This window comes from Veillonella rogosae JCM 15642 (assembly GCF_002959775.1).
GTDB lineage: Bacteria > Bacillota > Negativicutes > Veillonellales > Veillonellaceae > Veillonella > Veillonella rogosae.
In genome coordinates this window covers 64,061-90,419 of sequence record NZ_PPCX01000011.1, presented here as the reverse complement: position 1 = coordinate 90,419, position 26,359 = coordinate 64,061, and the positions used below count along the sequence as shown (strand labels likewise).

The following is a 26,359-nucleotide window of genomic DNA, read 5'->3' as shown; positions in this document are numbered from 1 at the left end:
AGGAGCGTGTAATTTACTAGATATTGTGAAAGTAGGTTTATATGAGTAAGACAGTAGGTATTATTGGCTTAGGCTTATTAGGCGGTTCATTGGCAAAGGCTTTGAAGGCTTACACCGATTATGAGGTGGTAGGGTATGCTCGTCGCCAAGAGGTTTGTGATGCGGCCATCCAAGATGGGGTGGTGAAAGCTGCTTGGACCGAGGTAGAACCATTGATTGAAAGCTCAGATATTGTTGTGTTCTCCTTACCACCAGATACAAACGCACGACTCTTTACTGAAACGGCACATCTATTTAGACCAAAACAAGTTGTAACAGATGTATCGAGTGCGAAGGAAAACTTCCTCCGTGCTGTCTATGAATCAATTCCTAAGGGAACGATTTTTGTCTCCGTCCATCCTATGGCGGGTTCAGAAAAAGGTGGCTACGAAGTATCTCATAAAAACTTATTTAAAGGTATGGGATGGATCGTCCTAGAGGATAAGGCCTCTGAAGTATATAGCGAAGAGGTAGCCGAGGAGCTAGCTGAGATGGGCCGTGCCGTAGGTTCACGCATTGAGTTCGTCGATATTTACGCTCATGATGAATATCTAGCCATGGTTAGTCATATGCCTCATTTGCTAGCTGCCATTTTGACGCAAGTTTCTGGTGGTGATGAATTGGGAGAATTGCGCATGAGATTATCTGCAGGTGGTTTTCGAGATTGCACCCGTGTAGCCGGTGGCTTGCCGTCTATGTGGCGCGAAATCATCTACGGTAATCGGCGCAATGTCATTGAAGGGCTTACTCGGATAGAAGCTGAAATACAACGTGTAAAAGAGGTGCTTTCACAAGACGATGAAGGTCAAGCATTGGAATCCTATTTGGAACGCAGTCGTGACATACGCACTAAGTTGCCGTATTTAACGGGGCAAATTAAGGATAGCTAACTCAATCCAGGTTATGTAGCTGAAGTGACATTGTGTATGCCCTAACATGTGTATACTAAAATTCTAAAAATATACTAAAATTCTAAAAATATACTAATATTATAAAAACATAATAGTATTTTAAAGATATGCTATTATTCTAAAAGTAAACTGATCTATTAATTAGTTAAGGGAGATCGTATGAGTTTGTTACAAGAAACTTGTGGCGCTATTGTAGGTCGCAACCAAGAGATTGAACAACATATAATTGATAGCTGGAATACAGCGTCACCTGTAGAGCAATATGGTCGTCTTGTAAATGTAGTGGCCCAATATGGTTCTGCCACAAATCAAGAGACTTTGACTGTACCAAAGCCATGTATGATTATCGCTAGTGCGGATCATGGTGTGGCGGATATGGGGGTTAGTGCGTATCCAAAGGAAACGACCGTTGGTATGACACAGAACTACCTAATTCCAAAAGGGGCTGGTGCCAATTCCTTAGCTAATTACTGTGGTGCTCAAATGGAAGTCATCGACATGGGCATTGATGCGGATATGAGCTGGGTTCCAGGCCTTCGAAGTCATAAACTGGGGATGGGTACAAAAAACTTTGTAGAAGAACCCGCCATGACGCGGGAACAAGCGATTGAAGGTATTGAAGCAGGGATTCGTCTTGTAAAAGAGAAAATTGATGAAGGCTTTAACGTATTTTTAGTCGGTGAAATGGGTATTTCCAATACAACTGCTAGCGCTCTTATGACCGCTAAGTTTGCCGGTCTTACTGCGGAAGAAGCTACAGGTCGAGGGACGAATATTTCCGATGAACGGCTCAAACTAAAACAGCGTATCGTTCATGATGTGCTGGAAAAATATAAGGATATTCCCAAAGACGATGCTATTGGTATTTTATCCTCTGTAGGTGGTTTTGAGTTTGCTTGTATCGTTGGCGTCATCTTAGGTGCGGCCGCTAATAATGGATTAGTTATCATCGATGGCTTCAATACATCTGCTTGTGCATTGGTGGCTAAAACCTTAGTGCCAGAAGTCATGGATTATGTGATGGCATCTCATTTGTCGGCCGAAAAGGCAGCGAAGTCCTCTTTAGAAAATCTAGGCTTAGAAGCGTATGTAGATTTGGGGCTTTGTCTAGGCGAGGCCTCTGGTAGTTCGGTTCAAATGGGGATGCTGGACCTTGCAGTTCATATGTATATGGCCATAACAGGAGGTGAGGCATGAGAACTTTCAACATAGAACCATTGCACGCACCCTCCATGGAGGAGTGCCGGTTACGTATTGATAATTTAACAAAACCTATTTATAGCCTAGCAACCTTAGAGCTTATAGCAGAACGCTTTGCAGGTATTTTGGCAAATCCTAAGCCCAATCATTTGCGCCATGGTGTACTCATTGTAGCAGCGGATCACTTGGTAGATGGTCCTCAAAATAATCAGCATGGTAGTGAAAGCTACGCCGCTATCAAACGTTTCAATGAAGGTAGAACGGCTACGCAGGGGGCGGCATTTAAGTTAAATGCAGACGTACATGTTGTAAATGTAGGTCTTGAGCAAGATACTAGTGATCTAGAATATATTGATCAACAAGTCATTCGTAAAGGCTCTCATTTCTTTGGTGTAGAACCTGTTATTTCTCAAGATGAACTTGAGCGAGCTCTAGAGCTTGGCTTTACCTATGCTGATGCACTACATGCTGATGGATTACAAGTGGTGGCGATTGGTAACGTAGGGGAAAGGGCGTTCCTTGACTCCCTCGTAACGACGGCTACAATTACGGGCTGCGCCTATGACGATATTCTCGTTCATACCGAATGTGGACCTACGGTAGAACAACGGGCTGCTCATATTCATTCCTTTGTAGATCGCTTTAATATTGCCGTTGATGATTGGTCTGCATTGAGTGAAAGCGAGCGCCGTGATGCGATATTACATTTGCTCCATATTGCAGGCGGTCTTGATATTGCATTTTTAACTGGCTTTATTTTAGGTGCTGCTAGTCACCGTATGGCTATCGTTTTTGATAATGCCGTAACAGGTGCTGCTGTATTGGCGGCTGTTACCATTGAGCCATTAGTAAAAGACTATGTATTCCCATCGGCGGCCTATGAGGAACCAATTCATAAGGAACAATGTCGATTCCTAGGTGTGAAACCATGTTTGCACTATCACTTACAAATCGATGAAGCCTTAGGGTCAACAATGGGGCTATCTATTATCAATGCGTCGATGCATATGTTAAACGACATGAAAACGTTCATTGAAGCCGAGGTTAGTGTCGCAGAAGATGGGGCCGGTAAAGGTAGACAAGCCGGTAAAAATTAATTAAAGATAAGGTAACACTAACCAAATATGGGGGAACTCAAGCTAAATATGGGTTAACGCAAGCTATATAGGGAATAAGACTAGTTGAGATATCAGTCAAAGTTACCGAAAATCCTAGAAAATAGGAATTAAATAGATGAGGGATTACATAATCCCTCATTTTTGATTAGGGCCGTTGTAAAATCAAAATTTTGCAGGAATTTCATGGAAAAACCATTGACACTATATGTGTAAATTGATATTATTATAAGGCAGTCAGGACATTCTCAATTTGTTCTTGACGACAGATTGATAATTATGTTATATTAATTATCGGTTCTGTATGCGGGAATAGCTCAGCGGTAGAGCACCGCCTTGCCAAGGCGGGGGTCGCGAGTTCGAATCTCGTTTCCCGCTCCATACATTCCTCGATAGCTCAGTCGGTAGAGCAATCGGCTGTTAACCGATCGGTCGTAGGTTCGAGTCCTACTCGAGGAGCCATTTTGACTCACTAGCTCAGTTGGCAGAGCACCTGACTTTTAATCAGGGTGTCCCGCGTTCGAGTCGCGGGTGAGTCACCATTTCTGGCCCGTTGGTCAAGCGGTTAAGACACCGCCCTTTCACGGCGGTATCCCGGGTTCGATTCCCGGACGGGTCACCACATATGGACGATTAGCTCAGCTGGGAGAGCGCCTGCCTTACAAGCAGGATGTCGGCAGTTCGATCCTGTCATCGTCCACCACATGCGGGAATAGCTCAGCGGTAGAGCACCGCCTTGCCAAGGCGGGGGTCGCGAGTTCGAATCTCGTTTCCCGCTCCATAAACATTCCTCGATAGCTCAGTCGGTAGAGCAATCGGCTGTTAACCGATCGGTCGTAGGTTCGAGTCCTACTCGAGGAGCCATATTTCTGGCCCGTTGGTCAAGCGGTTAAGACACCGCCCTTTCACGGCGGTATCCCGGGTTCGATTCCCGGACGGGTCACCACATGGACGATTAGCTCAGCTGGGAGAGCGCCTGCCTTACAAGCAGGATGTCGGCAGTTCGATCCTGTCATCGTCCACCAAAGTAAACGGTTATCTTCGGATGACCGTTTTTTAGTATTTAAAAGTACATACAATCATAAGAAAATACATATGGTTATATAAATAAAGAAGGAGTACAACTGTTACAGTTGTACTCCTTCTGTTGTAATGCTTATAGAGAAACTCTATATTTCTGTTTACCGTGGTGCGTACATGATGATATATACACCTACGATGCAAACGAGACCGCCGATGATATCATATGTATCTGGTCGCAAGCCGTCAACAAGCCAGCCCCATAGAATAGAAAGGGCGATGAATACGCCGCCGTATGCGGCGTATACTTTGCCAAAGCTTGCTTCTGGTTGGAAGGTAGGAATGATACCATATAAAAATAGAATAATGGCACCTGCGATTAAATAGAGGGGGCCTTTATCATCGCGCATGTAAAGCCATACAAGATAACCGCCACCAATCTCAGCAAGTCCTGCTAGTATAAAGAAGAGGATAGATAAGAGCATAATAACCTCACTGTATTCTACTACATTAATTGAAATCTATTCTCTATTCTACAACCTAGATTAGGAAAGAGCAATTATTTTATATCCTTAGATTAATAATTGTTTAGAATGAAGGCGAAAATGTACTCATAAATAGATTCTAGTAGTAATGGCATCTTGTGATGGAATCGAGTTATGTATAAAAAACCCGTACACCTAAAAGGTATACGGGGTTTAGTTAGCTTTTATAAGCGTGGTGGTGATTCGCTGTGTACATAGTCCATAAAGGTATGCATAGTTTCTGTTTTAGAGTTATTTTTCTTGAATGCGAAGCACACTTGTAGTTTGAATGGTTTTTCTAAAGGTACAAAACCATCAGTGATGCCTAAGGAATTTAAAATTTGTTTTGCTACGATGCAACCAGAATTATTTTTTTGGCAATAGTCGATCATTGTGTAAGGGTTGGATAAGCGGCTACCACGGATGTGTAGATTTTGTTGACCATTGCCTACGTAGTTTTTCAATGTGCGATACATGAAGTATTTAGGTGGATACATGAGCAAAGGTTGTGACTGAATCGCTTTCAAGCTAGCGGTTTCCATGCCTTCTATTAAATTTGGTGCATAGTATACGAATTCGTCCTCTCTAAGAGCTGTAGATTCGTATGCGGACATATCTTTGTTATTTGGTAAATAGAGTAGAGCAATGTCGATACGATTTTCGCGTAAGTCGAGCATTAACTCTTCTTCTTCCATGTCATAGATGCTGACAGAGAACTCAGGATGATTTTGGAAGAAGTGTGATACGTAACCATTTAGACGAATATCACCTAAACTACGCAGTACACCGATGTTCAAAATCGGACGTTCCACCTTGCTTGCTAGGCGGATGGATTGAATAGCACGTTCTAATGTATCGAGAACTTGTTCTGCTTCTGGTAAGAATAATTCGCCTTCTGGCGTTAAACGGCTACCTCTTGTAGAACGGGAGATTAATTTCACACCAACTAAACGCTCTAATTTTTTCATTTGAGCGCTGAAAGCTGATTGTGTAATATTCATAGATTGTGCTGCTAATGTAAAGCTTCCTGTTTTATTATAAGTAATAAAACTTTGTAGCTCTTGCATTGTAGGTAACTCTTTCATGTTGTTCCCCCAATTTTGTAATAAGAATCCAATGATAACTATTACCTTACTTATTCATATTGTAGCATACTATAATTGTTTTTTCATCTAAATCTATAAAATATGATGAAGCATGCACAATCGATATAGCGTGTACTATTATCATAAAAAAGATTAATTAAAAATTGTGATTATGCACTTATTTCAATAACTTTCACAATTATCATTAATTGACATAAGTAAATGAAAATGATATTATACATGGGTACCATTATGTGTCGGTACAAGTTTTTTATTCAACTATGAGGTGATAATCACATGGCAACGAGAAGAGAGGCTCGATTCAAACTTTGTCGTCGCTTTGGTGTGAACGTATTCGGTCACGCAAAAGCCTTGAATCGCGTCAAAAAAGACCAACGTCAGAAAAAAATGTCTGAGTATGGCACACAATTATTAGAAAAACAAAAAGTTAAAGCTTACTACAACTTGCTAGAACGCCAGTTCGTACGCTATTATGATAAAGCGAAAAAAATGCAAGGTGTTACAGGTGAAAACATGTTGATCCTTTTGGAACAACGTCTTGATAACCTTGTATATCGCATCGGCTTCGGTAACTCCATTCGTCAAGCTCGTCAAATGGTAAACCATGGCCACATCTTGGTAAATGGTCGTCGTGTAGACATTCCATCCTACTCCTGCAAACCAGGTGACGTTATTGAACTTCGTGAAGCTTCCCGCGACAACGAAATGTTCAAAACTAATTTCCAAGAACTTCGTTCTTTCGAACTTCCTTACATTGAAAAAGACTTGGAAGGCTTCAAAGCTACATTCACTCGTCTTCCTCAACGTGAAGAACTTCCTATCGAAGTTAACGAAACACTTATCGTCGAATTGTACTCCAAATAATTTGGCGCTATTGCCCGCAGTGCTATGCACTGCGGGTTTTTGTATATATTGTGTTGTTTGTATTATTACTAAAAGATTATTTTGAGTATATAAATGAGTGAATTAATTAGATTTTTTCGAAATATTGATCCACAGTTTTATATCTGTATATTTGGTCTCATTGTAACTGGAATCGGCATATATAATCCTTTATTATTGGGCTTATACTCTCCTGATAACAGTTACAATGAAAACCCAATTATGATATTGATTTTTAGGCTTATTAGTGGGATGTTGTTTTTAATAATGGTTTTGTATTTATTATATCGGCTTGTTACAGGGACATGGTTTGGTACTTAATCTTGAGTATTTAGATTTTTCAATTAAATGAAAGTAAATATAGAATATTTCTTCTGCAGCAGAGAGAAAGCTAGAAAGTATTGGCCGTTTTAATTAAAGAGGTACTTTGGTAGAATATGTTTTTATTATCATATATTGAAAATATATCATTTAGTCATCTTATAATGATGATATCTCTAATTATTTTTCTTATATATTTTCTTATAAAAGTATTATTGGAAATCTTAAAAAAATATGGCTTTGTAACTTATACAATAGGTCGGGATTATGCTTGGTATAATTGGTTGAGCCTTGTTAATATCTTGTTTTCGTTAGCACTCATAGTATCATCTTACTTTATTGGCTCCGTTGATTTCTTTCAGTTTACTATATCGGAACGCATACTCTTAGGTGTTGTATTATTAGATGTATTATTATCATTTAATATACATAATCACTTATTAGAATATCGAGCATATAATCTTAAAGAGATTAAACGAATAGAATATACTACACAAAGAAAACATTATGTTAGGCAAGCATCTTATTTGATAATTATATGGTTGTTGAGCATATTAGTCTTTAATATTGATTTATGGCTTTTTTGATGTAAATACTCAACTAAGAAGTATGCTACGGGCTCATAGGGGTCTTTCACTTGAAAGAAGACTAAAAGCGGTCTATTGGTGGTGCTATATGCACTCACCAAGACCGCTTTCTATTTCAGATATATTAAATTGTATGCCTACAGATGAATCGATTGCTGCTATCTACAAACGGTTATCTGATTATTGCCAAATAGATCGTTCAATCCCTCAATGGGGTGATGCTCCTGTTTGGAATGAGCTACATATGTCTACAGATTTTCCAACTTATTGGGATTAGTCACACACACTTTTTGTCCTATAACCCTATTATGTGTGTATTATTTATAAAAGGATAAATCAAATAATTATCATAAAATCTATCTTTCTTGGTTTAATCGAGTATAGCCTATTATAATAACTGTGCTTATAATTATCCCCAGTCCACATATAAAAAATATATCATGTAGCGGTAATATATTTGCTAAGTTTGTAAATATAGTTATTGATAATATTGATCCAATAGAGAAGCCTGTACTTACAGAACCGCTAGCTAATGTTAACTCTTCCTGTGAAAAAATAGATTGTATATATGCATGAACTAAAACAACGGCTGTAAATAATAATATTTCAGATATACTATATAGAATATAAAGTTGTTCTATTGTTTCTATATAGCCTATGCAAAAAATACTTCCTCCATATAGTATAAAAAGAGGGAACAAAACTTTTTTAAAACTCGTTGCTAAGTTAATAGTAAAATATTTAGCAAGAAGTCCAAAAATAATGAATGATGCCAATCTAGAGATTGTTTGCGTATATCCATACTGACTATCAGTTAAATGTAAGATATCTTTAATAAATATTAATAGTAGAATAGGTATACACATATAAAATATTCTGGCTAATATACCCAAATAAACTATAAAATTGATTTTTTTATTTAGGAATAATAACTTATATCCTTTTAATAGAAGTTGAATGCGATCATATATGCTTTCTCTAATGGTTTTTTTGGAGATAGTCGAGTGTGACTGTATTCTTACATTTTTATTTAAACGATAAAGTAGGTAGGCTGAAAGAATATAAGTAACTGCATCAATAACGAATACTAGCGTTAAAGAGTAATTAATTATAACGCTAAATAATAAGGAACCACTTATTAATGCAAAACGATTAATAGACCGGAGCAGTGCATTGAATTTGACTAAATCATTTGTAATATTAGGTACAAAAGAAAGTCTAGCGATTCCTAAAATTTTATTATTAAAACCTATAAGGAAAGCTATGATATATACTAGATATAGGTTATCTATGAAAACAAAAATTAATAATATAAAACTCGAAACTATTTCAGGAACCACCATAGACCACATTAAGCCTTTTTCTTTTACGAGTATCCCTAAAAATGGGCCTAATAACATTCCAACTAATAATGTCGCTATTGTAACTGCCCCTGTATTAAAGGGACTGTGGGTGGTATTGAATATATATGTTATAAAACCTAGTGTTGTTGCGGTGCTTCCCATTGTTGAAAAGAATAGAGCACTATTTAAGAGAAATGAGTTTTTGTTTTCTAGATTCATACCATCATCTCCTAGATTATAGATGTACTGATATAATATGTATTATTTTATAAAATCTCAATTAAACTTTTATCAATTTTGATGTTATATATTCATAATTCTATATAAATATTTAAATTTCCTGCACAATATAAAGTAATGTGTAATATAAGTAGGTTTTTGCTAATAAAGGATAATAAAGAGGTCTGTTCATTTTTATTATTTAGAGGAGATATTAATGGATATTATCCGTGTTGAGTTAGAAGAAAAATATATCGCTGATGCTGAGCCGCGAGATGAGTGTATCGCTTTTAGTGTATACATCAAAAGTGGAGACTTTTCTGGTCGAGGTACCTTTGTTTATACTGTAAATGAATTTAGAGAATTAATTAGTCAACTCAAATTAATATATATAACATTAGATGGAGAAGTTCGTATTGCTTATGCTGATTCGGATGATTATGTCCATATTATATGTAATTCATATGGACATATAAAAGTAGAAGCTCAATTAGGAGGCAGTTGGCGTGATAATTGGGTTAAACTTCTTCTTAATACTGATCAGACCGTATTGAATGATGTAATACAGCAATGTAATTCTATATTAAAAAAATAATTTGATGACAGCATATAAGTACTAAATTTTAATTGACACAAACCCATAAAATCTGTATACTATTTTGAGTAAGCTTTAGTCGTGTTTCCATTAGCCCCGGAAGCAAAGGACAAGCTGATTTTGGTAGAATTATGACGTTATTAGGAGGATATGCAGCATGAAAACTACATTTATGGCCAATCCGAACACAATCGAACGGAAATGGTATGTTGTTGACGCTGAAGGTAAAACTTTAGGACGCCTTGCTGCCGAAGTTGCAAAAGTTCTTCGGGGCAAAAATAAACCAACTTTCACACCACACGTAGACACTGGTGACCATGTGATCGTTGTAAACGCAGAAAAAATTCGCGTAACTGGTAAAAAATTAGAGCAAAAGGAATACTTCCGTCATTCTGGTTATCCAGGTGGTGCTCGTTTCACTAAATTAGCTATGATGCTTGAAAAACAACCTGAACGTGTTGTTGAGATGGCAGTTCGTGGTATGCTTCCAAAAAATAAATTGGGTGCACAACAATACCGTAAATTAAACGTATACGCTGGTCCTGAGCATCCACATGCAGCTCAAAAACCAGAAGTATTAGAAATTTCCGTACGATAATCTAGAGGGAGGAACATATAATGGCAGTAGCACAATATTACGGCACTGGTCGTAGAAAATCTTCCGTTGCTAGAGTTCGTCTGGTACCGGGCACAGGTAAAATCACTGTTAACAAACGTGAACTTAATGATTATTTCGGTCGCCAAACTTTGGAATTGATCGTAAAACAACCTTTGAATTTGACTAACACAGTTGAACAATACGATGTTATCGCAACTGTAGCTGGTGGCGGTCCTTCCGGTCAAGCTGGTGCAATTCGTCACGGTATCTCCCGTGCGTTATTGGACGTAGATGGCGAACTTCGTCAATCTTTGAAAAAAGCTGGCTTCTTGACTCGTGACCCACGTATGAAAGAACGTAAAAAATACGGTCTTAAAAAAGCCCGCAAAGCAAGCCAATTCTCCAAACGTTAATATTTGGAATACAGGTTATTACACCTGCAGACAATGTCTGCAGGTGTTTTTGCATTTCTATCATTTACAGGGACATTTAATTCTCCTATAATAGATATATAATAATCGAATTTTTTCGAAAATAGATTTTCATATAGGAGAAATCATATGATTTATAATACAATTCAATACGTAGTGGACAACGGCATTGGTACGTTGACATTTAATCGCCCTACAGTGGCGAATGGTTTTAATATCGAGATGTGCAAGGAGATCCTTGAGGTTTTAGCTCAAGCACACAACGATGAAAGTGTTCGTGCATTGCTTATTAATGCTGAAGGCAAGGTATTCTCTGCTGGTGGCGATTTAACAGAAATGGAACGCGCTGTAAACGAAGGGGATACAGAGTCTTTATTTGAAATCGTTGAGTTAGTAGCTCAGATTTCTATGGCTCTGAAACGTTTGCCTAAACCTGTTATTATGAGCCTTCAAGGTGCTGCGGCTGGTGCAGCATTTAATATGGCGTTGGCTGCCGATTTTGTTGTAGCTGCTAATAACGTACGTTTTATTCAGGCTTTCGTAAACGTAGGTCTTGCTCCTGATGCAGGCGGCTTATTCTTGTTGACTCGAGCTATTGGTATGAACCGTGCTATGCATATCGTTATGACTGGTGAAGCCGTATCTGCGGAAAAAGGTAAAGAACTTGGCTTTGTATATAAAGTTTGTGAATTAGAAGATCTAGAAACGGCCACAAGACGTCTTGTAGAGAAGTTAGCTAAAGGTCCTGCACAATCTTACCGCGTTATGAAGGAAATGATGTGGAATAGTTTCTTAGCTGGTTGGGAAGAATACAAGAAATTTGAAGTAGAAAAACAATGTGAATTAGGTCTTTCTGAGGACTTCAAAGAGGGGGTTCTGGCTTTCACAGAGCGTCGTCGTCCTAAATTTGGTCAAAAATAATAATTATCCTCTTGTAATTGTACTAAATATCATGTAATTTATAAGCAGTTACTAATATAATTCGAACCGATGTGGCTCCCTATATTGAGTTACATCGGTTTTTGCTTTCATTACGATGCAAAAGTGTATATAATAGTACTATTATAATAGTTTAGGAGGTCATTATTACATGGCTCAAAATACAATTAAATGTTATGACAGTCCTAGTGATGTAGTCCAAGCATTAGCGGAGGATTTCATTGCTTTTACCAATGAAGAGATTAGCCGCACGGAATCGTGCATTGTTGGTATCACAGGTGGCACTGTTGTTAATGGTTTGTTAGAATTGCTTAATTCCCCTGAATATATTGAGCGCCTCAATTGGGAGCGCATATTCTTTGTGTGGACTGATGAGCGTTTCTTGCCGCAAACTCACGAGGATAATTATTTTAATCGCGTTAAACCCCATTTGCTTTGTAAGGCAAAAGGGGCGGCTCATTTCTTGCCAATCAATACGGATTCTAGAACCGTTGTAGAGGCGGCTGAGGAATATCAGAAAGAGATTAAGAATGTGCTCAAGGCTTGCAAGAAATCTGGCCTCGATTTAGCATTGCTCGATCTAGGCGAAGATGGGCATACAGCAGGGCTGTTTGCAGGCTCTCATGCACTTCGCGTGGCAGATCAAGAGGTAGTGGCCGTAGAGGATGGCAAGGTATGGGAACGTATTTCTATGACCTTTTCTTTCCTTGCTAAATCCGATGCTGTTTGGTTCACTGTAACGGGTGAAAGCAAGAAAACCGCACTTACTAAGGTGTTGTACCAACGCGAGGATTATGAGGATTTACCTTGGGAAAAACGCATTGGTCGCGTACTACCTGGGGCAGTGCTTTCACAAGAAGCCACTTGGTATGTGGACAAGGCAGCCTATAATGATGTACACTAAAAGATATAAGTTTTAGTAAATATAAAGGAGATACATATGGGATCTATAGGAACACCTGAATTAATAGTTATATTAGTGATCGCTCTAGTTATCTTCGGACCTGGTAAATTACCTGAAGTAGGTAAAGCTATTGGTAAGGGCATCAATGAATTTAAAGATGCTATTTCCGGCCCTAAAAAAGCTGTTGATGAAACGAAAGAAGCCGTTAAAAAGGCGACTACTATCGACGTAACAGCAGGGGCTAAAAACGACGATAAACATAAAGAAGCTAACGATTAATAGGAGGTATTACTATGTGCAAAGATTGTGGTTGCGGTGAAGATAATGGCGTTGTAACAAAGGTATTTACTGTACCTGGTATGATGTGCAACAACTGTAAGGAAGCAGTAGAAGGGGCATCTCTTGCGCTACCAGGCGTATTGAGTTCAGAAGTAAATTTAGATGATAAGACGGTAACGATTTCTTTTGATCCTACTAAATCTGCAGTAGAGGTTATTTCTACGGCCATTGAAAAAACTGGCTTTGAAGTAACAGGCGTTGCAGATAGTGTACAACAACATAGTCATGGTTTAATGGGAACCTTGAAACGTTTCTTCAAATAATCGAACCTTTGGTGCTGTATTGAAACACTGTTTCGATGCAGCACTTTTTTGTATGAAGAGGTAATATATGATACGCAAGTTTGATGCTAAAAATTTCAAGTGGGATGGCGTCGACACCTTGGTATATAAACAAGATGGTAGTCCTTTTAAAGATGTAACACGTCAAGTGCTATACGATGGTGCTTATGATATTCCATGCCAATTCCGTTATTTTGAATGTTTGCCAGGAGGCTATTCCACATTAGAATATCACGAGCATACGCATATGGTTATGATATTCCGAGGCAAAGGTCAGCTTTTATTAGGAGACGAAATTCATGATGTAGAGTCTGGTGATTTTATTGAAATTCCAGGCAAGACAATTCATCAGTTTCGCGCTAATAAAGGGGACTATATTGGTTTCTTATGTTTGGTAAACCAAGAGCGGGATAAGGTTAAATTATTATCCTCAGAAGAAATGGAAACATTACAGGCGAATCCTAAGATCAAAGAATTCTTAGAAAGTTGCTAATCTATATGGCGGTTATGTGTGATGACCGCCATATCGTTTTATAATCAACTGTAACTGTAACTGTAACTGTAACTGTAACTGTAACTGTAACTGTAACTGTAACTGTAACTGTAACTGTAACTGTAACTGTAACTGTAACTGTAACTGTAACGGTAACTGTAATAGTTGATTTGTGTAGTTTGATATGGAGGTTCTATGAATACTTTTACACGTGCGGCCCTTACCGTTTTGGTGGGCTTAGTGATCTGGTTCTTGCCTCACACGGAGGCAATTAAGCCTGAAGGGTGGCATTTATTAGCTATCTTTACGGCTACCATTGTAGGCTTTATTTTGCGCCCTTGGCCAACTGGCATTATGGCGCTCTTTGGTATCGTTGCAGCAGTAGCCACGAAGTCTATTACGATGGTGCAAGCATTAGGTGGTTATGCAGAGGCGAATGTGTGGCTTATCGTAGCGGCCGTATTCTTTTCTAGAGGCATTATTAATTCTGGTCTTGGTAAGCGCATTGCCTATACTTTGATTCGTTCTTTCGGCACAAGTTCTTTAAAACTAGCCTATGCATTAGCTTGTACGGATTTGATTATCTCTCCAGCGACGCCTTCTAATACGGCGCGTGGGGGTGGTATCGTATTCCCAATCGTGCAAAATATTTCTTTAGCTTTTGATTCTGAACCATATGGGAAGACAGCTCGTCGCATTGGAGCGTACTTGATGACGACGGCTCATACCATCAACACTATTACTGTAACGATCTTCTTGACTGCATGTAGTGGTAACTTGCTCATTACGTCCTTAGGTGCGAAATTATTCGGCTATGATATTTCTTGGTGGGAATGGTTCCAAGCAGGTGTGATTCCTGGTGTGATTTGTATGATTTTGATGCCTTGGTTCATCTATAAAATCTATCCTCCAGAAATTAAAGAAACCCCACAAGCGGCGGCGATGGCTCAAAAAGAGTTAGATGCTCTTGGTCCTATTACAAAAGCCGAAATTTCTGTAGCTATAATCTTTGTGCTTTGTATCTTGCTTTGGGCTACTGCTATTTGGACTAAGCTTCATCCAACCGTAGTGGCTATGATGGGTGTTCTTGCATGTGTAGTAACAGGCTCTCTTACGTGGGATGATATCTTAGGTGAGCGCACTGGTTGGGATATCCTCATTTGGATGGGCACTCTGGTTGGCATGGCAGGCTTACTAGGTAAACTCGGTGTAGTTGCTGTCTTTGCAAACTTTGTTAGCCAACATCTTGCCGGTATTGACTGGTTCTGGGCATCCTTTATTATCTCTGCAACCTTTGTATACTCCCAATATTTCTTCGCTAGTGGTACGGCGCGTATTACAGCTTTGTTCTCTGCCTTTGCGGCCATTCTCGTGGCTATGGGCGCACCAATTCCGTTTACCATCTTGCTCTTTGGTTTGATGAACAGCCCTGGTTGTACATTAACTCACTATAGCTCTGGTGTAACGCCAATCTTCTTTGGCGCTGGTTATGTACCGCAAGGTACGTGGTGGCGCGTTGGGCTTGCCATTTCCGTGGTAAGCTTCCTCATCCACTTCTGGGGCGGCGCCCTTGGTATGTGGATCTTTGGTATCCTATAATATAAAACTCCCTCACTATGATATGTACCCCCTTTACTGGACAACCAGTAAAGGGGGTACATATCACTACGGTGGGGGATTTTTTCGTGTTATATGTACAATTTTTATACCTAACTAGGCTTGCTATAGCTTTTTTATATGGTGAACTTCATAAAAAAACTATAGTGAATCTATAGAATTTATAGCGAATTATCTTGCACAGGATAATGTAACGTGTTATTATTATTCCGTGATTAATATTACAGATTATTTTAGGAGGAAACATGTTAGGTTTAGTCATTAGCTTATTGATTATTGCGCTAGTCGTGATTATTAATGACATTCGAATTATGAACAACAACTTAACACGTTTTTGTCTTAGAAGTTCCGCGAATGGGTTAATATACAATCAATAAGATTTTGGCTATATAGTTTGTTTCTTATGTGTATATTTTCCAAGGGGTACATAGGTCTATTTATGTATATAGGGATTCTGTAAACAAAAGGAATATCATTTGTAAACTTTTAAGACGATTCATAGGAATCGTCTTTTTTTATGCGTTGTGAAAGCTGTCCAAGTGGATGCTTTCAAAAGTGAGGAGATTAACATGAGTTGTAGAAGTGACAATTTAAAAACAGGCGTAGCACGTGCACCACACAGATCTTTGCTAAAAGCTCTGGGTTTCGTTGACGAAGAAATGGGCAGACCAGTCATTGGTATTGCGAACTCTTTCAACGAGATTATCCCTGGTCACGTAGGCCTGAAAAATATTGTACAAGCCGTAAAAGACGGCATCCGCAACGCAGGTGGTGTGCCAATCGAGTTCAATACAATCGGTATTTGCGATGGCCTCGCAATGAACCACATCGGCATGAAATACTCCTTGGTTACACGCAATATCATTGCTGACTCTATCGAGGCAACTGCAATGGCAACACCATTCGATGCGATGGTATTCATTCCAAACTGCGACAAAGTAGTACCAGGTATGTTAATTGCGGCGGCTCGCCTTAACATTCCATCTGTATTCGTATCTGGTGGCGCAATGCTTGCTGGTGTACATAAAGGTAAAAAAATTGGTTTGTCCGACGTGTTCGAAGCAGTAGGTAAACACCAAACTGGCGAAATGGGCGACGAAGAATTGGCAAGCATTGAAGATAATGCATGTCCTACTTGTGGTTCTTGCTCTGGTATGTACACAGCAAACACAATGAACTGCTTAACAGAGGCTCTTGGTATGGGTCTTCCTGGTAATGGTACAATCCCTGCTGTATACTCTGAACGTTTACGTTTGGCTAAATTAGCAGGTATGCAAGCAGTAGAAGTATTAAAAGCGAACCTTCGTCCAAAAGATGTTATGACTCGTGAAGCCTTTGAAAATGCGGTAGCACTCGATATGGCATTAGGTGGTTCCTCTAATACAGCACTTCACTTGCCAGCCATTGCTCACGAAGCAGGTGTACCATTATCCTTAGACGATTTCGATCGCATTGCTCAAATTACACCTCAATTATCTAAATTGTCCCCATCTGGCGTATACTTCATCGAAGACTTGTATGCAGCAGGTGGCGTATCTGCAGTATTAAAACGATTAGCAGAAAATGGTCGTCTCCATACAGAGTGCCAAACAGTAGCACTTAAAACACAAGGTGAAATTGCTGAGGCTGCTTATGTAGCTGATGAAGACGTAATTCATCCTTGGGATAATCCAGTTCACGAAACTGGTGGTATTGCTGTACTTAAAGGCAACCTTGCTGAAGACGGTTCCGTTGTAAAAGCGGGTGCTGTAGATGCGGATATGCTCGTTCATTCTGGTCCAGCAAAAGTATTCAACAGCGAAGAAGAAGCTGTTGAAGCTATTACAGGTGGTAAAATCGTAAAAGGCGATGTGGTAGTTATCCGCTACGAAGGCCCTAAAGGTGGTCCTGGCATGCGTGAAATGTTGACACCAACATCCATGATCGCAGGTATGGGTCTTGATAAAGACGTAGCCTTGTTGACTGACGGTCGTTTCTCTGGTGCTACTCGTGGTGCATCCATTGGTCACGTATCTCCAGAAGCTGCGGCAGGTGGTACAATCGCCGTTGTTGAAGATGGGGATATCATCAACATCGACATTCCAAACGGTAAATTGGAATTAGCTGTATCCGATGAGGAAATCGCTCGTCGTAAAGCTGCATTGAAACCATTCAAATCCAATGTAACTGGTTACCTTAAAAAATATGCTCTTCATGTATCCTCTGCAGCACAAGGTGCTATCGAAGTATTTGAAGACTAATAGTAGACTTTCATTAATACTAACTAGAGGAGATAGAGTACATGCATAAGTTGTATGATTTTATGGAGGCTCGTGAGCGATTAAGCACAATCACGGTGAAAACAAAATTGCTTCATAGTGATGTGTTCTCTGACGAGTGTGGCAATGATGTATATATCAAGCCAGAAAACTTACAAATAACAGGTTCCTTCAAGGTCCGTGGAGCTTATAATAAAATTGCAAAATTGACGGAAGAGGAAAAGGCGCGCGGTGTTATCGCCGCGTCTGCCGGCAACCACGCACAAGGTGTGGCACTTGCCGCAAAACGCCTCGGCATTAAAGCGACAATCGTAATGCCAAAACATACACCTCTCATTAAGGTCAATGCAACGAAACAATACGGCGCAGAGGTCGTACTACACGGCGAGATTTATGATGAAGCTTACCAAAAGGCGATGGAGCTCCAACAAGAACACGGCTATGTGTTTGTTCATCCTTTTGATGATGAAGATGTAATTGAAGGGCAAGGTACAATTGCATTAGAGGTTTTAGAGGAATTGCCTGATGCTGATGTATTGCTAGTCCCAGTTGGTGGTGGCGGTATTGTTTCTGGTATCGCAGCGGCTGCTAAATTAAAAAATCCTAGCATTAAGATTATTGGTGTAGAACCAGAAGGTGCCGCTAGTGCAATTGCTGCACTAAAGGCTGACCACCCTGTGCCACTTAATGAAGTAGCAACCATCGCAGATGGTACAGCAGTACGCCAAATTGGTGAAACTACATTAGAATATATTAAACAATATGTAGATGAAATTATTACTGTTTCTGACTATGAGTTGATGGAAGCATTCTTGTTACTCGTAGAAAAACATAAATTAGTAGCAGAAAACTCTGGTATTTTACCATTAGCAGGCCTTAGAAAATTAAACTGCACTGGTAAAAAGGTTGTAGCCATCGTCAGCGGTGGCAATATCGACGTACTTACCATTTCCTCTATGATCAATAAAGGTCTTGTCGTACGTGGTCGTATCTTTACCTTCTCTGTTAACTTGCCTGATAAACCAGGTCAGTTGGTAGCTGTATCTCAAATGCTAGCAGAGGCAGATGCTAACGTAATTAAACTCGATCACAATCAGTTTAAAAACCTTGACCGCTTCCACGAAGTGGAATTACAAGTAACAGTTGAAACCAATGGTGAAGAACACATCCAACAGATTATTGATACTTTCAAAAATAATGGTTACATTATTAAACGTTTAAATTCCAGCGAGACCTTGTCTGAATAGCTGGTTGAAAGGGTTCCTATGAGCGCAGAAACAATCAATGGGGCACGCATTGTCCTTGAAACATTGCATCGCCTAGGCGTAACTGATATGTTCGGCTACCCAGGTGGCGCAGTCATTCCAATTTACGATGAAATTTATAGCTTCCCTGAAATTAAACATTATTTCGTTCGTCATGAACAAGGTGCAGCACATGCAGCAGACGGTTATGCTCGCGTATCTGGTCGCGTAGGCGTATGCCTTGCTACGTCTGGTCCTGGTGCAACAAATCTTGTAACAGGCATTATGACTGCGTACATGGATTCCGTACCAATGGTAGCCATTACTGGTCAGGTAGGTCGTCCTTTCATCGGTAAGGATTCCTTCCAAGAGGCGGATATTCAAGGTATTACAATGCCGATTACAAAGCATAACTATCTTGTACAAGATATTCATGATTTACCTCGCATCATTAAAGAAGCGTACTTTATTGCTGGTACAGGCCGTCCAGGTCCAGTACTTATCGATATTCCAAAGGATATTCAAACAGAAAAAATATCCATGACAGAATACAATAAATTATATGAAGTACCGATTCAACTTGAAGGCTATGATCCAACTTATAAAGGTCATCAAGGTCAAATTAAGAAGGCTGCTACGCTCATTAAAAATGCTAAGCGCCCTCTTATCATAGCTGGTGCAGGCGTATTGAAATCCGGTGCTGTGGATGAGCTTAAAGCATTGGCTGAAACAGCTCATATTCCTGTAACGAATACTTTAGTAGGCCTTGGCGGCTTCCCTGGAGACCACGAATTAGCCCTAGGCATGGTAGGTATGCACGGTTCTGTGGCGGCTAATAATAGTACAGACGAGGCAGACCTTGTTATCGCAGCAGGTATTCGCTTCCACGACCGCATTACAGGTCATCCTGATTTCTTCTGTAAAAAAGCTAAGATCATTCACATCGATATAGACCCAGCTGAAATCGACAAGAACGTCACAATCGATGTGCCTATCGTAGGCGACTTGAAACGGGTATTAACAGAGCTTAACGCACTTGTGGAGCCCGCAAAACATGAAGCCTGGCTTGAGCAAATTCGTCAGTGGCAAGAGGAGTATCCTATTGTTGTTCCAGAATCTACTGATGGTGAATTACATCCACAATATGTATTATCTGAACTTAATAAAATTGTGAAAGATGATGCCATCATCGTTTCTGATGTAGGTCAGCATCAAATGTGGGCAGCTCAATTCTTAACACATAAAAAACCTCATACCATCGTTACATCTGGTGGTGCTGGTACAATGGGTTATGGTTTACCGGCAGCTATTGGTGCACAAGTAGGTGCTCCAAAGAAACAAGTCGTTCTTGTTGTAGGTGATGGTGGCTTCCAAATGACTTGCGAAGAGCTCATGATGGTTCGTCAATATAACTTGCCAATCAAAATTGTAATCATCAACAATGGTTACCTTGGCATGGTTCGTCAATGGCAACAAATCTTTAACGATCGTCGCTACTCCTATGTAGATTTGGAAATGAGCCCAGACTTCTTGAAATTGGCTGATGCCTTTGATTTAAAGGCGGCTCGTCTCGATAATGTGGAAACTTTCAATAAAGATTTCAAATCTTACATTACGTCTGATGAAAGCATTGTCCTAGATTGTCGCGTTGAGCGTGAAGACAATGTATTGCCAATGATTCCAGCAGGCGGCACTGTAAGCGGCATGATGGGTAAGAAAGGGGTGCTATAATGGCTAAAGAACATCAAGTCTTAGTAATTGCAAAAAATACACCAGGTATTGGTACACGTATTTTAGCACTCTTTAATCGTCGTGGTTTTAACGTTACAAAAATGACCTCTGGCATTACTAATAAGCCAGGTTATGCGCGTATTACCCTCACTGTTGAGGCGGATGATCGCATCTTAGATCAAGTTCAAAAGCAAATTTACAAGCTTATTGACGTTGTAAAGGTTAAAGTATTTGAAGATCATGATGTAGTATGTCGTGAATTAATGCTTATCAAGGTAAAAGCAACGGCTACAACACGCTCTCAAATTGTACAAATTGCCGATGTATATCGTGGCAATGTGCTAGATATTTCTCCTACGTCCATGATTATTGAAGTCATCGGTAGTGTTGAAAAGTTGCGCGGTTTCATCCAAATTATGGAAACCTATGGTATTCTTGAAATTGCTAAAACAGGTATTACTGCGATGAGCCGTGGAGAAAAAATGTAGGAGATGATAGAGTGGGGAATGAATTACTCCATTATGAAAATGTCTGTTTTCGTCGTGATGGCAGACATATCCTAGATAATGTAAATTGGCATATAGAGGAAGGTGAACATTGGGCATTATTAGGGCTCAATGGGGCTGGTAAATCGACGCTTCTTAGCATGATACCAGCCTACCAAATTCCAACGACAGGTACATTGCGTGTCTTTGGTCATGAATTTGGGAAATATGCATGGCCTAAGATCAAATCGAGATTAGGCTTTGTCAGCTCTGCTCTGGGACAGTTTCAGTCTACCTTGGATAAGCAAGTGGTAGAGGATGTCATCATTTCTGGTGCTTTCAGTAGCATCGGTATATACCAAGAGGTTGCACCAGACGTGCGTGAGCGGGGTATGCAATTATTAGCTGAGTTTGGGGTAAGCCACTTAGAAGGACATCGCTTTCATACTTTGTCCGCTGGAGAACAGCGACGTGTATTATTGGCACGGTCCATCATGGCAAATCCAGATTTACTGATTTTGGATGAGCCTTGCTCTGGCTTAGACTTACCGGCGCGAGAACAATTCTTGCGTACAGTAGCTAACTTGGTGGCGGAGCAACAGACACCGATTATCTATGTGTCACATCAAATTGAAGAGATACTACCAGCGATTACACATGTAGCTATCTTGCAAGAGGGCAAGATGATACATGCGGGGCCTAAACACGCTGTATTAACAGATGAAAATCTGTCTGATGTGTTTGGCATTTCCGTACAAGTTGTGTGGAAAGATGATCGCCCATGGGTGATTGTTCGGTAGTAATCACATTTCTTTATCAGTAACTTTGAATTTAGCTTACTGATAATAAATTAATGTACGCCACATCTTGCAAAAATTTGTTGGATTGTGTACAGTATATATTAGTCTATATTCTATTGAATATGTTTGGAGGTTGTCTAATATGGCAGGTAAAATTTTAGGTACTACAGTTTATTATGATGCAGATTGTAATTTGGGCAAATTAGAAGGCAAAAAAATTACAGTTTTAGGTTACGGTTCTCAAGGTCATGCGCATGCATTGAACTTAAAAGAAAATGGTATGGACGTAACAATTGGTCTTCGTGGTGGTTCTTCTAGCTGGAAAGCTGCAGAAGAAGCAGGCCTTACAGTAAAAGAAACTGCAGAAGCAGTTAAAGGTGCTGACATCGTTATGGTATTGATTCCAGACGAATTACAAGCTGACGTTTACGCAAACGATATTGAGCCAAACTTGAAACAAGGCGCATACTTGGCATTCGCTCATGGCTTCAACATTCACTTCGGCAAAATCGTTCCTCGTGAAGATGTAAACGTATTCATGGTAGCTCCTAAAGGCCCTGGTCATTTAGTTCGTCGTACATACCAAGAAGGTTCCGGCGTTCCTTGCTTGTACGCTGTAGAAAAAGATCCATCTGGCGATACTGAAGAAGTTGCATTAGCATGGGCTTCCGGTGTAGGCGGTGGCCGTTCCGGTATCTTGGAAACTAACTTCAAATCCGAAACTGAAACTGACCTCTTCGGTGAACAAGCTGTATTGTGCGGTGGCGTTACTGAATTGATCAAAACTGGTTTCGAAGTATTAACTGAAGCTGGTTATGAACCTGTAAACGCTTACTTCGAGTGCTTACATGAAATGAAATTGATTGTAGACCTTATCTACGAAGGTGGCTTCCAAAAAATGCGCCACTCCATCTCCAACACTGCTGAATACGGCGACTACCATGCAGGTCCTCGCGTAATCACTGCAGATACTAAAAAAGCGATGGAACAAATCTTGGCTGATATTCAATCTGGTAAATTCGCTGACGAATTCTTGGCTGATTCCAAAAATGGTCAAAAATTCCTTAAAGAACATCGTGAAGCAGCAGCTGTTCATCCAATCGAACCAGTTGGTGCAGAACTTCGCAACTTGATGAGCTGGTTGAAATAAGAGTATTAATTAGTAATCTCTTGTAAGATAAAGCATACCAAAGCGACTCCTAAGGGGGTCGCTTTTTTATGTTTTATAAGATATTTCTTGGTACTATACATTGTTATATCAAAATATTGGCATAAGGTATGGTATAATAAAAGATAATCTATGAAAGGAGAACGATATGGATTTCTACACATTATCCTATGTTGAAAGTTTGGCTGTAGGGGGCCAAACATGGGGCTTTATTATCTTAGTAACCGTTTTATTAGCATTGCTCGTTTTGGGCGTACAAGTTCTACGAAATGGCTTGACGAGTCGTTATCGGGATTTAATGGTTATCTTGTCGTTGATTGTGGTGTTTTTCTTGGGCCTTGAATATCAAGAATATAACCGTATGAAAACATACTCTGAAGATTCTTCTCGTATGGCTCAATTTTTACATTCTTTTAGTACAGAGCAATCTGTACCAAGTGCGCAATTAGCAGTTAACTCCTTGAAAATTCGCAATGGCATGATTTTGAAAGTAAATGATATTTATTATGAAGTTCAATTTAACCCAGAATTTTCAACGTACACGATTACACGGGTATATAAGGTTAGTTCAACTGATCGAATCCATGATAAAGCGGATGTATTACCATAAGGAGGACCACATATGACAGAAGCTATGGCCGTTTATGGGATGGTCTTTGCAAAACTCGCCATCGGTCTCTTGGCGATTATTTTACAAATCAACTTAATGGGGAAGGGCAACTTAGCGCCGACCTCTGCTTTAGACCAATTACAAAACTATGTACTTGGTGGTATTATCGGTGCCATCATTTATAATGACCAAATTGGTATTTTACAGTTTATGTTAGTCCTCATTTTGTGGACTATACTCGTAATGACTCTTAAATTCTTAAAAGGCAATCTTCGTTTCTTTAAAACAATTCTCGATGGACATCCAGTTATCGTAATTGAAAAAGGGCATATTCTAACAGATGAATGTATGCGTTATGGCATTCAAGCGGCGGAGCTTAAGTTAAAGCTTCGAGTAGCAGGTGTTCAATATGTAACAGATGTTAAACGTGCTGTGTTAGAACAAAACGGTCAACTCAATATAGTTCAATTTGGGGAAGATAATATTCGTTTTGACCTCATTGATGATGGTCAAATTAATCAATTTACTCTTGATGTAATTGAAAAAGATAGAGAGTGGCTTGAACAAGAGGTACAAGCTCAAGGGTATTCTATTAAGGACGTATATATTGCGGAATACAATGGGGGCAAGGTTGTTATTTACCCTTATGAAAAAAAACATCGCCCTCAAATTGTAAAAACACTTAAAGATAAGACCTCTCATACAAAGGATAAATTGAAATCTAAATTGTAATGTTTCTTGGTCTTATAGCATAGTTAAGATAAGTATTATATACTACTCTTATAGACATACAAATATAGACATACAAACGATATATAAAATGTTTTTAAGCCCACTATTCGTAGTGGGCTTATATAGAAAGGAAATTAGTGAATCGTAAAGATTTAATTGATAGATTACAAGCATTATATAAAGACGAAGATAGTCGGGTAACGGTAAACCCTCATGCAGGGCAAAAGGTAGCTATCGTCTATCCTAATACATATTTTGTAGGCATGAGTAATCTTGGTCTTCACATCATTTATGAGGAAATCAACTTACGCCATGATAGCGTATGTGAACGTATCTTCTTACCTGAGAAAAAGGAATTAGAAGCATATGATAAGACTAAGACACCGTTAATGAGCGTTGAAACACAGCGGCCTATGCATCAATTTGATGTGGTGGCCTTTGACGTGACCTTTGAAATGGACTATTTCCATATTCCGCTGATGTTACGTCATGGACGCGTACCTATTATGGGGAAAGACCGCACTGAATTTGATCCTATCGTCATTGCCGGGGGCCCTTGTGCTACCTTCAATCCAGAGCCCTTTGCGGATTTTATTGATGCTTTCATCATTGGTGAAGGGGAAGGCATCGTCAGTCGCGTTCTAGATATTATTCGCGATGGCAAAATGGAGGGTCTAGATCGACATGCTATTTTGCGTCAATTAGCGAATATATCTGGCGTGTATGTACCATCCTTGTACGTGCCAATTTACAGCGACAACGGCGAATTTAAAGGTTATGATATTGCAGAAGGCGCACCAAAAACGATTAAACGCCACTTTGAAATGCTCACTAGCGGCGGCGAAACCGTAGTAGCAACAAACTATACAGAATTTGGCGCTATGTACATCATCGAGGTAGCACGTGGTTGTGGCCGTCATTGTCGATTCTGTATGGCTGGATACTGCTTCCGTGTGCCTCGTGTGCGTCCTCTCGACATTTTAAAAGAAGGTGTAGATAGAGCAGAGCAGTTAGGCAAAAAAGTAGGCCTCATGGGCGCCGCTATTTCTGATTATCCAGAGGTCGATGAGTTAGTTAATTACATTCGCTCTAAAGATATGCGCTACTCTTGTGCGTCCTTGCGGGCGGACTCCTTAACGCAAGCCGTAGTTGATGGCTTGGCAGATAGTGGTCAAAAGACGATTACTATTGCTCCCGAAACGGGCAGTGACCGGCTGCGCCGCGTCATCAATAAGGGCATTAGCGAAGAACATTTACAAAATGCAGCTACCTTATCTGCAAAGTCTGGCATTCAACATATGCGACTCTATATTATGATTGGGTTGCCTACGGAAACTGACGAAGATATCGAAGCTATCGTAGGCCTTGCAGAACGGACGCAAGCTCATATGGCAGAGGTGGGATGTAAAGGGCGGTTAACGCTCAGCATTAATCCATTTATTCCAAAGCCTTTTACACCCTTCCAATGGATGGCCATGGACAATCAAAAAACGGTAGAGAAAAAACTGCAATATATTAAGAAGGCATTGCAAAAGAATCGTCGCATCGAGGTGCTCGTAGAGTCTCCAAAAGAGGCGTATATTCAAGGCGTTCTCGCTCGTGGTGACCGCCGTCTTGGCGCTGTTCTTGCGGCATGTGCCGCAGATCGTGGTAGCAAGTCCTTCAAGGCTGAATTGAAGGCCGCAGGCCTAGATATGGACGAAATGAACTATCGTGAACGTAGCTTTGATGAATTCTTACCATGGAGCCACTTAGATATGGGGATGGACGAAGGTTATCTTGAAATGGAATGGAAGCGCTCCATTGATGAAGCGTATACACCGCCATGTGTACAAGGCTGTAAACGTTGTGGTGTGTGTAAATAGGA

At 39.9% G+C, this 26,359-nt stretch carries 25 protein-coding genes, 9 tRNA genes and 1 pseudogene; 32 read left to right on the top strand and 3 right to left on the bottom strand.

Annotation, left to right across the window (positions count from 1 at the left end):
- Positions 1-41 precede the first annotated feature (41 nt).
- The 12 genes from VRHSUH09_RS08275 to VRHSUH09_RS08220 all read left to right on the top strand — a co-directional run bounded on the left by VRHSUH09_RS08275 (position 42) and on the right by VRHSUH09_RS08220 (position 4,290).
- Positions 42-929 (top strand): prephenate dehydrogenase, encoded by an 888-nt coding sequence (locus VRHSUH09_RS08275; RefSeq protein WP_105081912.1) that lies wholly within the window; start codon positions 42-44, stop codon positions 927-929.
- Positions 930-1,109: 180 nt separating this feature from the next.
- On the top strand, positions 1,110-2,147 hold the full coding sequence (locus tag VRHSUH09_RS08270; RefSeq protein WP_105081911.1) for a nicotinate-nucleotide--dimethylbenzimidazole phosphoribosyltransferase: 1,038 nt from the start codon (positions 1,110-1,112) through the stop codon (positions 2,145-2,147).
- Complete coding sequence (locus tag VRHSUH09_RS08265) at positions 2,144-3,247, top strand: nicotinate-nucleotide--dimethylbenzimidazole phosphoribosyltransferase (RefSeq protein ID WP_105081910.1); 1,104 nt, start codon at positions 2,144-2,146, stop codon at positions 3,245-3,247. Before VRHSUH09_RS08270 ends, VRHSUH09_RS08265 begins: the two co-directional genes overlap by 4 nt.
- A gap of 324 nt (positions 3,248-3,571) precedes the next feature.
- Positions 3,572-3,646: transfer RNA gene (locus VRHSUH09_RS08260), tRNA-Gly, on the top strand.
- A gap of 5 nt (positions 3,647-3,651) precedes the next feature.
- Positions 3,652-3,727, top strand: a tRNA-Asn gene (locus tag VRHSUH09_RS08255).
- Positions 3,728-3,731: 4 nt separating this feature from the next.
- Positions 3,732-3,807, top strand: a tRNA-Lys gene (locus VRHSUH09_RS08250).
- A gap of 5 nt (positions 3,808-3,812) precedes the next feature.
- Positions 3,813-3,887 (top strand) — tRNA-Glu (locus tag VRHSUH09_RS08245).
- A 5-nt stretch (positions 3,888-3,892) separates the two neighbouring features.
- Positions 3,893-3,968 (top strand) — tRNA-Val (locus VRHSUH09_RS08240).
- A gap of 3 nt (positions 3,969-3,971) precedes the next feature.
- A tRNA-Gly gene (locus VRHSUH09_RS08235) sits at positions 3,972-4,046 on the top strand.
- A gap of 7 nt (positions 4,047-4,053) precedes the next feature.
- Positions 4,054-4,129, top strand: a tRNA-Asn gene (locus tag VRHSUH09_RS08230).
- A 7-nt stretch (positions 4,130-4,136) separates the two neighbouring features.
- Positions 4,137-4,211: transfer RNA gene (locus tag VRHSUH09_RS08225), tRNA-Glu, on the top strand.
- 3 nt (positions 4,212-4,214) lie between these two features.
- Positions 4,215-4,290, top strand: a tRNA-Val gene (locus tag VRHSUH09_RS08220).
- Positions 4,291-4,446: 156 nt separating this feature from the next.
- On the opposite strand, the gene VRHSUH09_RS08215 is transcribed toward VRHSUH09_RS08220, so the two are convergent.
- Both VRHSUH09_RS08215 and VRHSUH09_RS08210 read right to left on the bottom strand, forming a co-directional pair.
- Positions 4,447-4,770, bottom strand: a complete 324-nt coding sequence (locus tag VRHSUH09_RS08215) for a YnfA family protein (RefSeq protein ID WP_009351302.1) — start codon at positions 4,768-4,770, stop codon at positions 4,447-4,449.
- Positions 4,771-4,994: 224 nt separating this feature from the next.
- Positions 4,995-5,894 carry a LysR family transcriptional regulator gene (locus VRHSUH09_RS08210; RefSeq protein WP_009351238.1) on the bottom strand — a complete coding sequence of 300 codons (900 nt, stop codon included), beginning with the start codon at positions 5,892-5,894 and terminating at the stop codon, positions 4,995-4,997.
- Between the two features lie 297 nt (positions 5,895-6,191).
- On the opposite strand from VRHSUH09_RS08210, the gene rpsD reads away from it, so the two are divergent.
- The gene (gene rpsD, locus VRHSUH09_RS08205) at positions 6,192-6,779 is read left to right on the top strand and encodes a 30S ribosomal protein S4 (protein WP_009350991.1); all 588 of its coding nucleotides are present in this window, start codon (positions 6,192-6,194) and stop codon (positions 6,777-6,779) included.
- Between the two features lie 927 nt (positions 6,780-7,706).
- Positions 7,707-7,982: pseudogene (locus tag VRHSUH09_RS08190) on the top strand (IS256 family transposase); the annotation flags it as partial.
- A 79-nt stretch (positions 7,983-8,061) separates the two neighbouring features.
- On the opposite strand, the gene VRHSUH09_RS08185 reads toward VRHSUH09_RS08190, so the two are convergent.
- Positions 8,062-9,267, bottom strand: a complete 1,206-nt coding sequence (locus VRHSUH09_RS08185; RefSeq protein WP_105081908.1) for an MFS transporter — start codon at positions 9,265-9,267, stop codon at positions 8,062-8,064.
- 217 nt (positions 9,268-9,484) lie between these two features.
- Between VRHSUH09_RS08185 and VRHSUH09_RS08180 the strand changes: the two genes are divergently transcribed.
- The 18 genes from VRHSUH09_RS08180 (at position 9,485) to VRHSUH09_RS08095 (ending at position 26,357) form a co-directional block, all read left to right on the top strand.
- Positions 9,485-9,862, top strand: coding sequence for a WapI family immunity protein (locus VRHSUH09_RS08180; protein ID WP_054747909.1), 378 nt, complete (start codon positions 9,485-9,487; stop codon positions 9,860-9,862).
- A gap of 157 nt (positions 9,863-10,019) precedes the next feature.
- Positions 10,020-10,460: a 50S ribosomal protein L13 gene (gene rplM / locus VRHSUH09_RS08175; RefSeq protein ID WP_009351047.1), complete on the top strand. Its 441-nt coding sequence runs from the start codon at positions 10,020-10,022 to the stop codon at positions 10,458-10,460.
- Positions 10,461-10,480: 20 nt separating this feature from the next.
- On the top strand, positions 10,481-10,873 hold the full coding sequence (gene rpsI / locus VRHSUH09_RS08170; protein WP_004695188.1) for a 30S ribosomal protein S9: 393 nt from the start codon (positions 10,481-10,483) through the stop codon (positions 10,871-10,873).
- Between the two features lie 147 nt (positions 10,874-11,020).
- On the top strand, positions 11,021-11,812 hold the full coding sequence (gene fabM / locus VRHSUH09_RS08165; RefSeq protein WP_105081907.1) for a trans-2-decenoyl-ACP isomerase: 792 nt from the start codon (positions 11,021-11,023) through the stop codon (positions 11,810-11,812).
- A gap of 169 nt (positions 11,813-11,981) precedes the next feature.
- Positions 11,982-12,734 carry a 6-phosphogluconolactonase gene (gene pgl, locus VRHSUH09_RS08160; RefSeq protein ID WP_105081906.1) on the top strand — a complete coding sequence of 251 codons (753 nt, stop codon included), beginning with the start codon at positions 11,982-11,984 and terminating at the stop codon, positions 12,732-12,734.
- Between the two features lie 36 nt (positions 12,735-12,770).
- On the top strand, positions 12,771-13,013 hold the full coding sequence (locus VRHSUH09_RS08155; protein ID WP_004695192.1) for a Sec-independent protein translocase subunit TatA/TatB: 243 nt from the start codon (positions 12,771-12,773) through the stop codon (positions 13,011-13,013).
- A gap of 14 nt (positions 13,014-13,027) precedes the next feature.
- Complete coding sequence (locus tag VRHSUH09_RS08150; protein WP_105081905.1) at positions 13,028-13,336, top strand: heavy-metal-associated domain-containing protein; 309 nt, start codon at positions 13,028-13,030, stop codon at positions 13,334-13,336.
- Between the two features lie 67 nt (positions 13,337-13,403).
- Positions 13,404-13,847 carry a cupin domain-containing protein gene (locus VRHSUH09_RS08145; RefSeq protein ID WP_054747915.1) on the top strand — a complete coding sequence of 148 codons (444 nt, stop codon included), beginning with the start codon at positions 13,404-13,406 and terminating at the stop codon, positions 13,845-13,847.
- A 195-nt stretch (positions 13,848-14,042) separates the two neighbouring features.
- A complete protein-coding gene (locus VRHSUH09_RS08140) occupies positions 14,043-15,446 on the top strand; it encodes a DASS family sodium-coupled anion symporter (RefSeq protein WP_105081904.1) in 1,404 nt (467 codons plus the stop codon).
- Between the two features lie 587 nt (positions 15,447-16,033).
- Complete coding sequence (ilvD, locus tag VRHSUH09_RS08135) at positions 16,034-17,704, top strand: dihydroxy-acid dehydratase (RefSeq protein WP_105081903.1); 1,671 nt, start codon at positions 16,034-16,036, stop codon at positions 17,702-17,704.
- 41 nt (positions 17,705-17,745) lie between these two features.
- Complete coding sequence (gene ilvA / locus VRHSUH09_RS08130; protein ID WP_009351081.1) at positions 17,746-18,969, top strand: threonine ammonia-lyase; 1,224 nt, start codon at positions 17,746-17,748, stop codon at positions 18,967-18,969.
- Between the two features lie 18 nt (positions 18,970-18,987).
- On the top strand, positions 18,988-20,697 hold the full coding sequence (gene ilvB / locus VRHSUH09_RS08125) for a biosynthetic-type acetolactate synthase large subunit (protein WP_105081902.1): 1,710 nt from the start codon (positions 18,988-18,990) through the stop codon (positions 20,695-20,697).
- Positions 20,697-21,185 carry an acetolactate synthase small subunit gene (gene ilvN, locus VRHSUH09_RS08120; RefSeq protein WP_009351165.1) on the top strand — a complete coding sequence of 163 codons (489 nt, stop codon included), beginning with the start codon at positions 20,697-20,699 and terminating at the stop codon, positions 21,183-21,185. The genes ilvB and ilvN overlap by 1 nt, the downstream gene beginning before the upstream one ends.
- Before the next feature lie 11 nt (positions 21,186-21,196).
- A complete protein-coding gene (locus tag VRHSUH09_RS08115; RefSeq protein ID WP_105081901.1) occupies positions 21,197-21,982 on the top strand; it encodes an ABC transporter ATP-binding protein in 786 nt (261 codons plus the stop codon).
- Positions 21,983-22,124: 142 nt separating this feature from the next.
- Positions 22,125-23,132, top strand: a complete 1,008-nt coding sequence (gene ilvC, locus VRHSUH09_RS08110; RefSeq protein WP_054747920.1) for a ketol-acid reductoisomerase — start codon at positions 22,125-22,127, stop codon at positions 23,130-23,132.
- 166 nt (positions 23,133-23,298) lie between these two features.
- The gene (locus VRHSUH09_RS08105) at positions 23,299-23,760 is read left to right on the top strand and encodes a DUF3290 family protein (protein WP_105081900.1); all 462 of its coding nucleotides are present in this window, start codon (positions 23,299-23,301) and stop codon (positions 23,758-23,760) included.
- Between the two features lie 12 nt (positions 23,761-23,772).
- Complete coding sequence (locus tag VRHSUH09_RS08100; protein WP_105081899.1) at positions 23,773-24,492, top strand: DUF421 domain-containing protein; 720 nt, start codon at positions 23,773-23,775, stop codon at positions 24,490-24,492.
- Positions 24,493-24,629: 137 nt separating this feature from the next.
- Positions 24,630-26,357: a radical SAM protein gene (locus tag VRHSUH09_RS08095; protein ID WP_105081898.1), complete on the top strand. Its 1,728-nt coding sequence runs from the start codon at positions 24,630-24,632 to the stop codon at positions 26,355-26,357.
- The last annotated feature ends 2 nt before the right edge of the window (positions 26,358-26,359 follow it).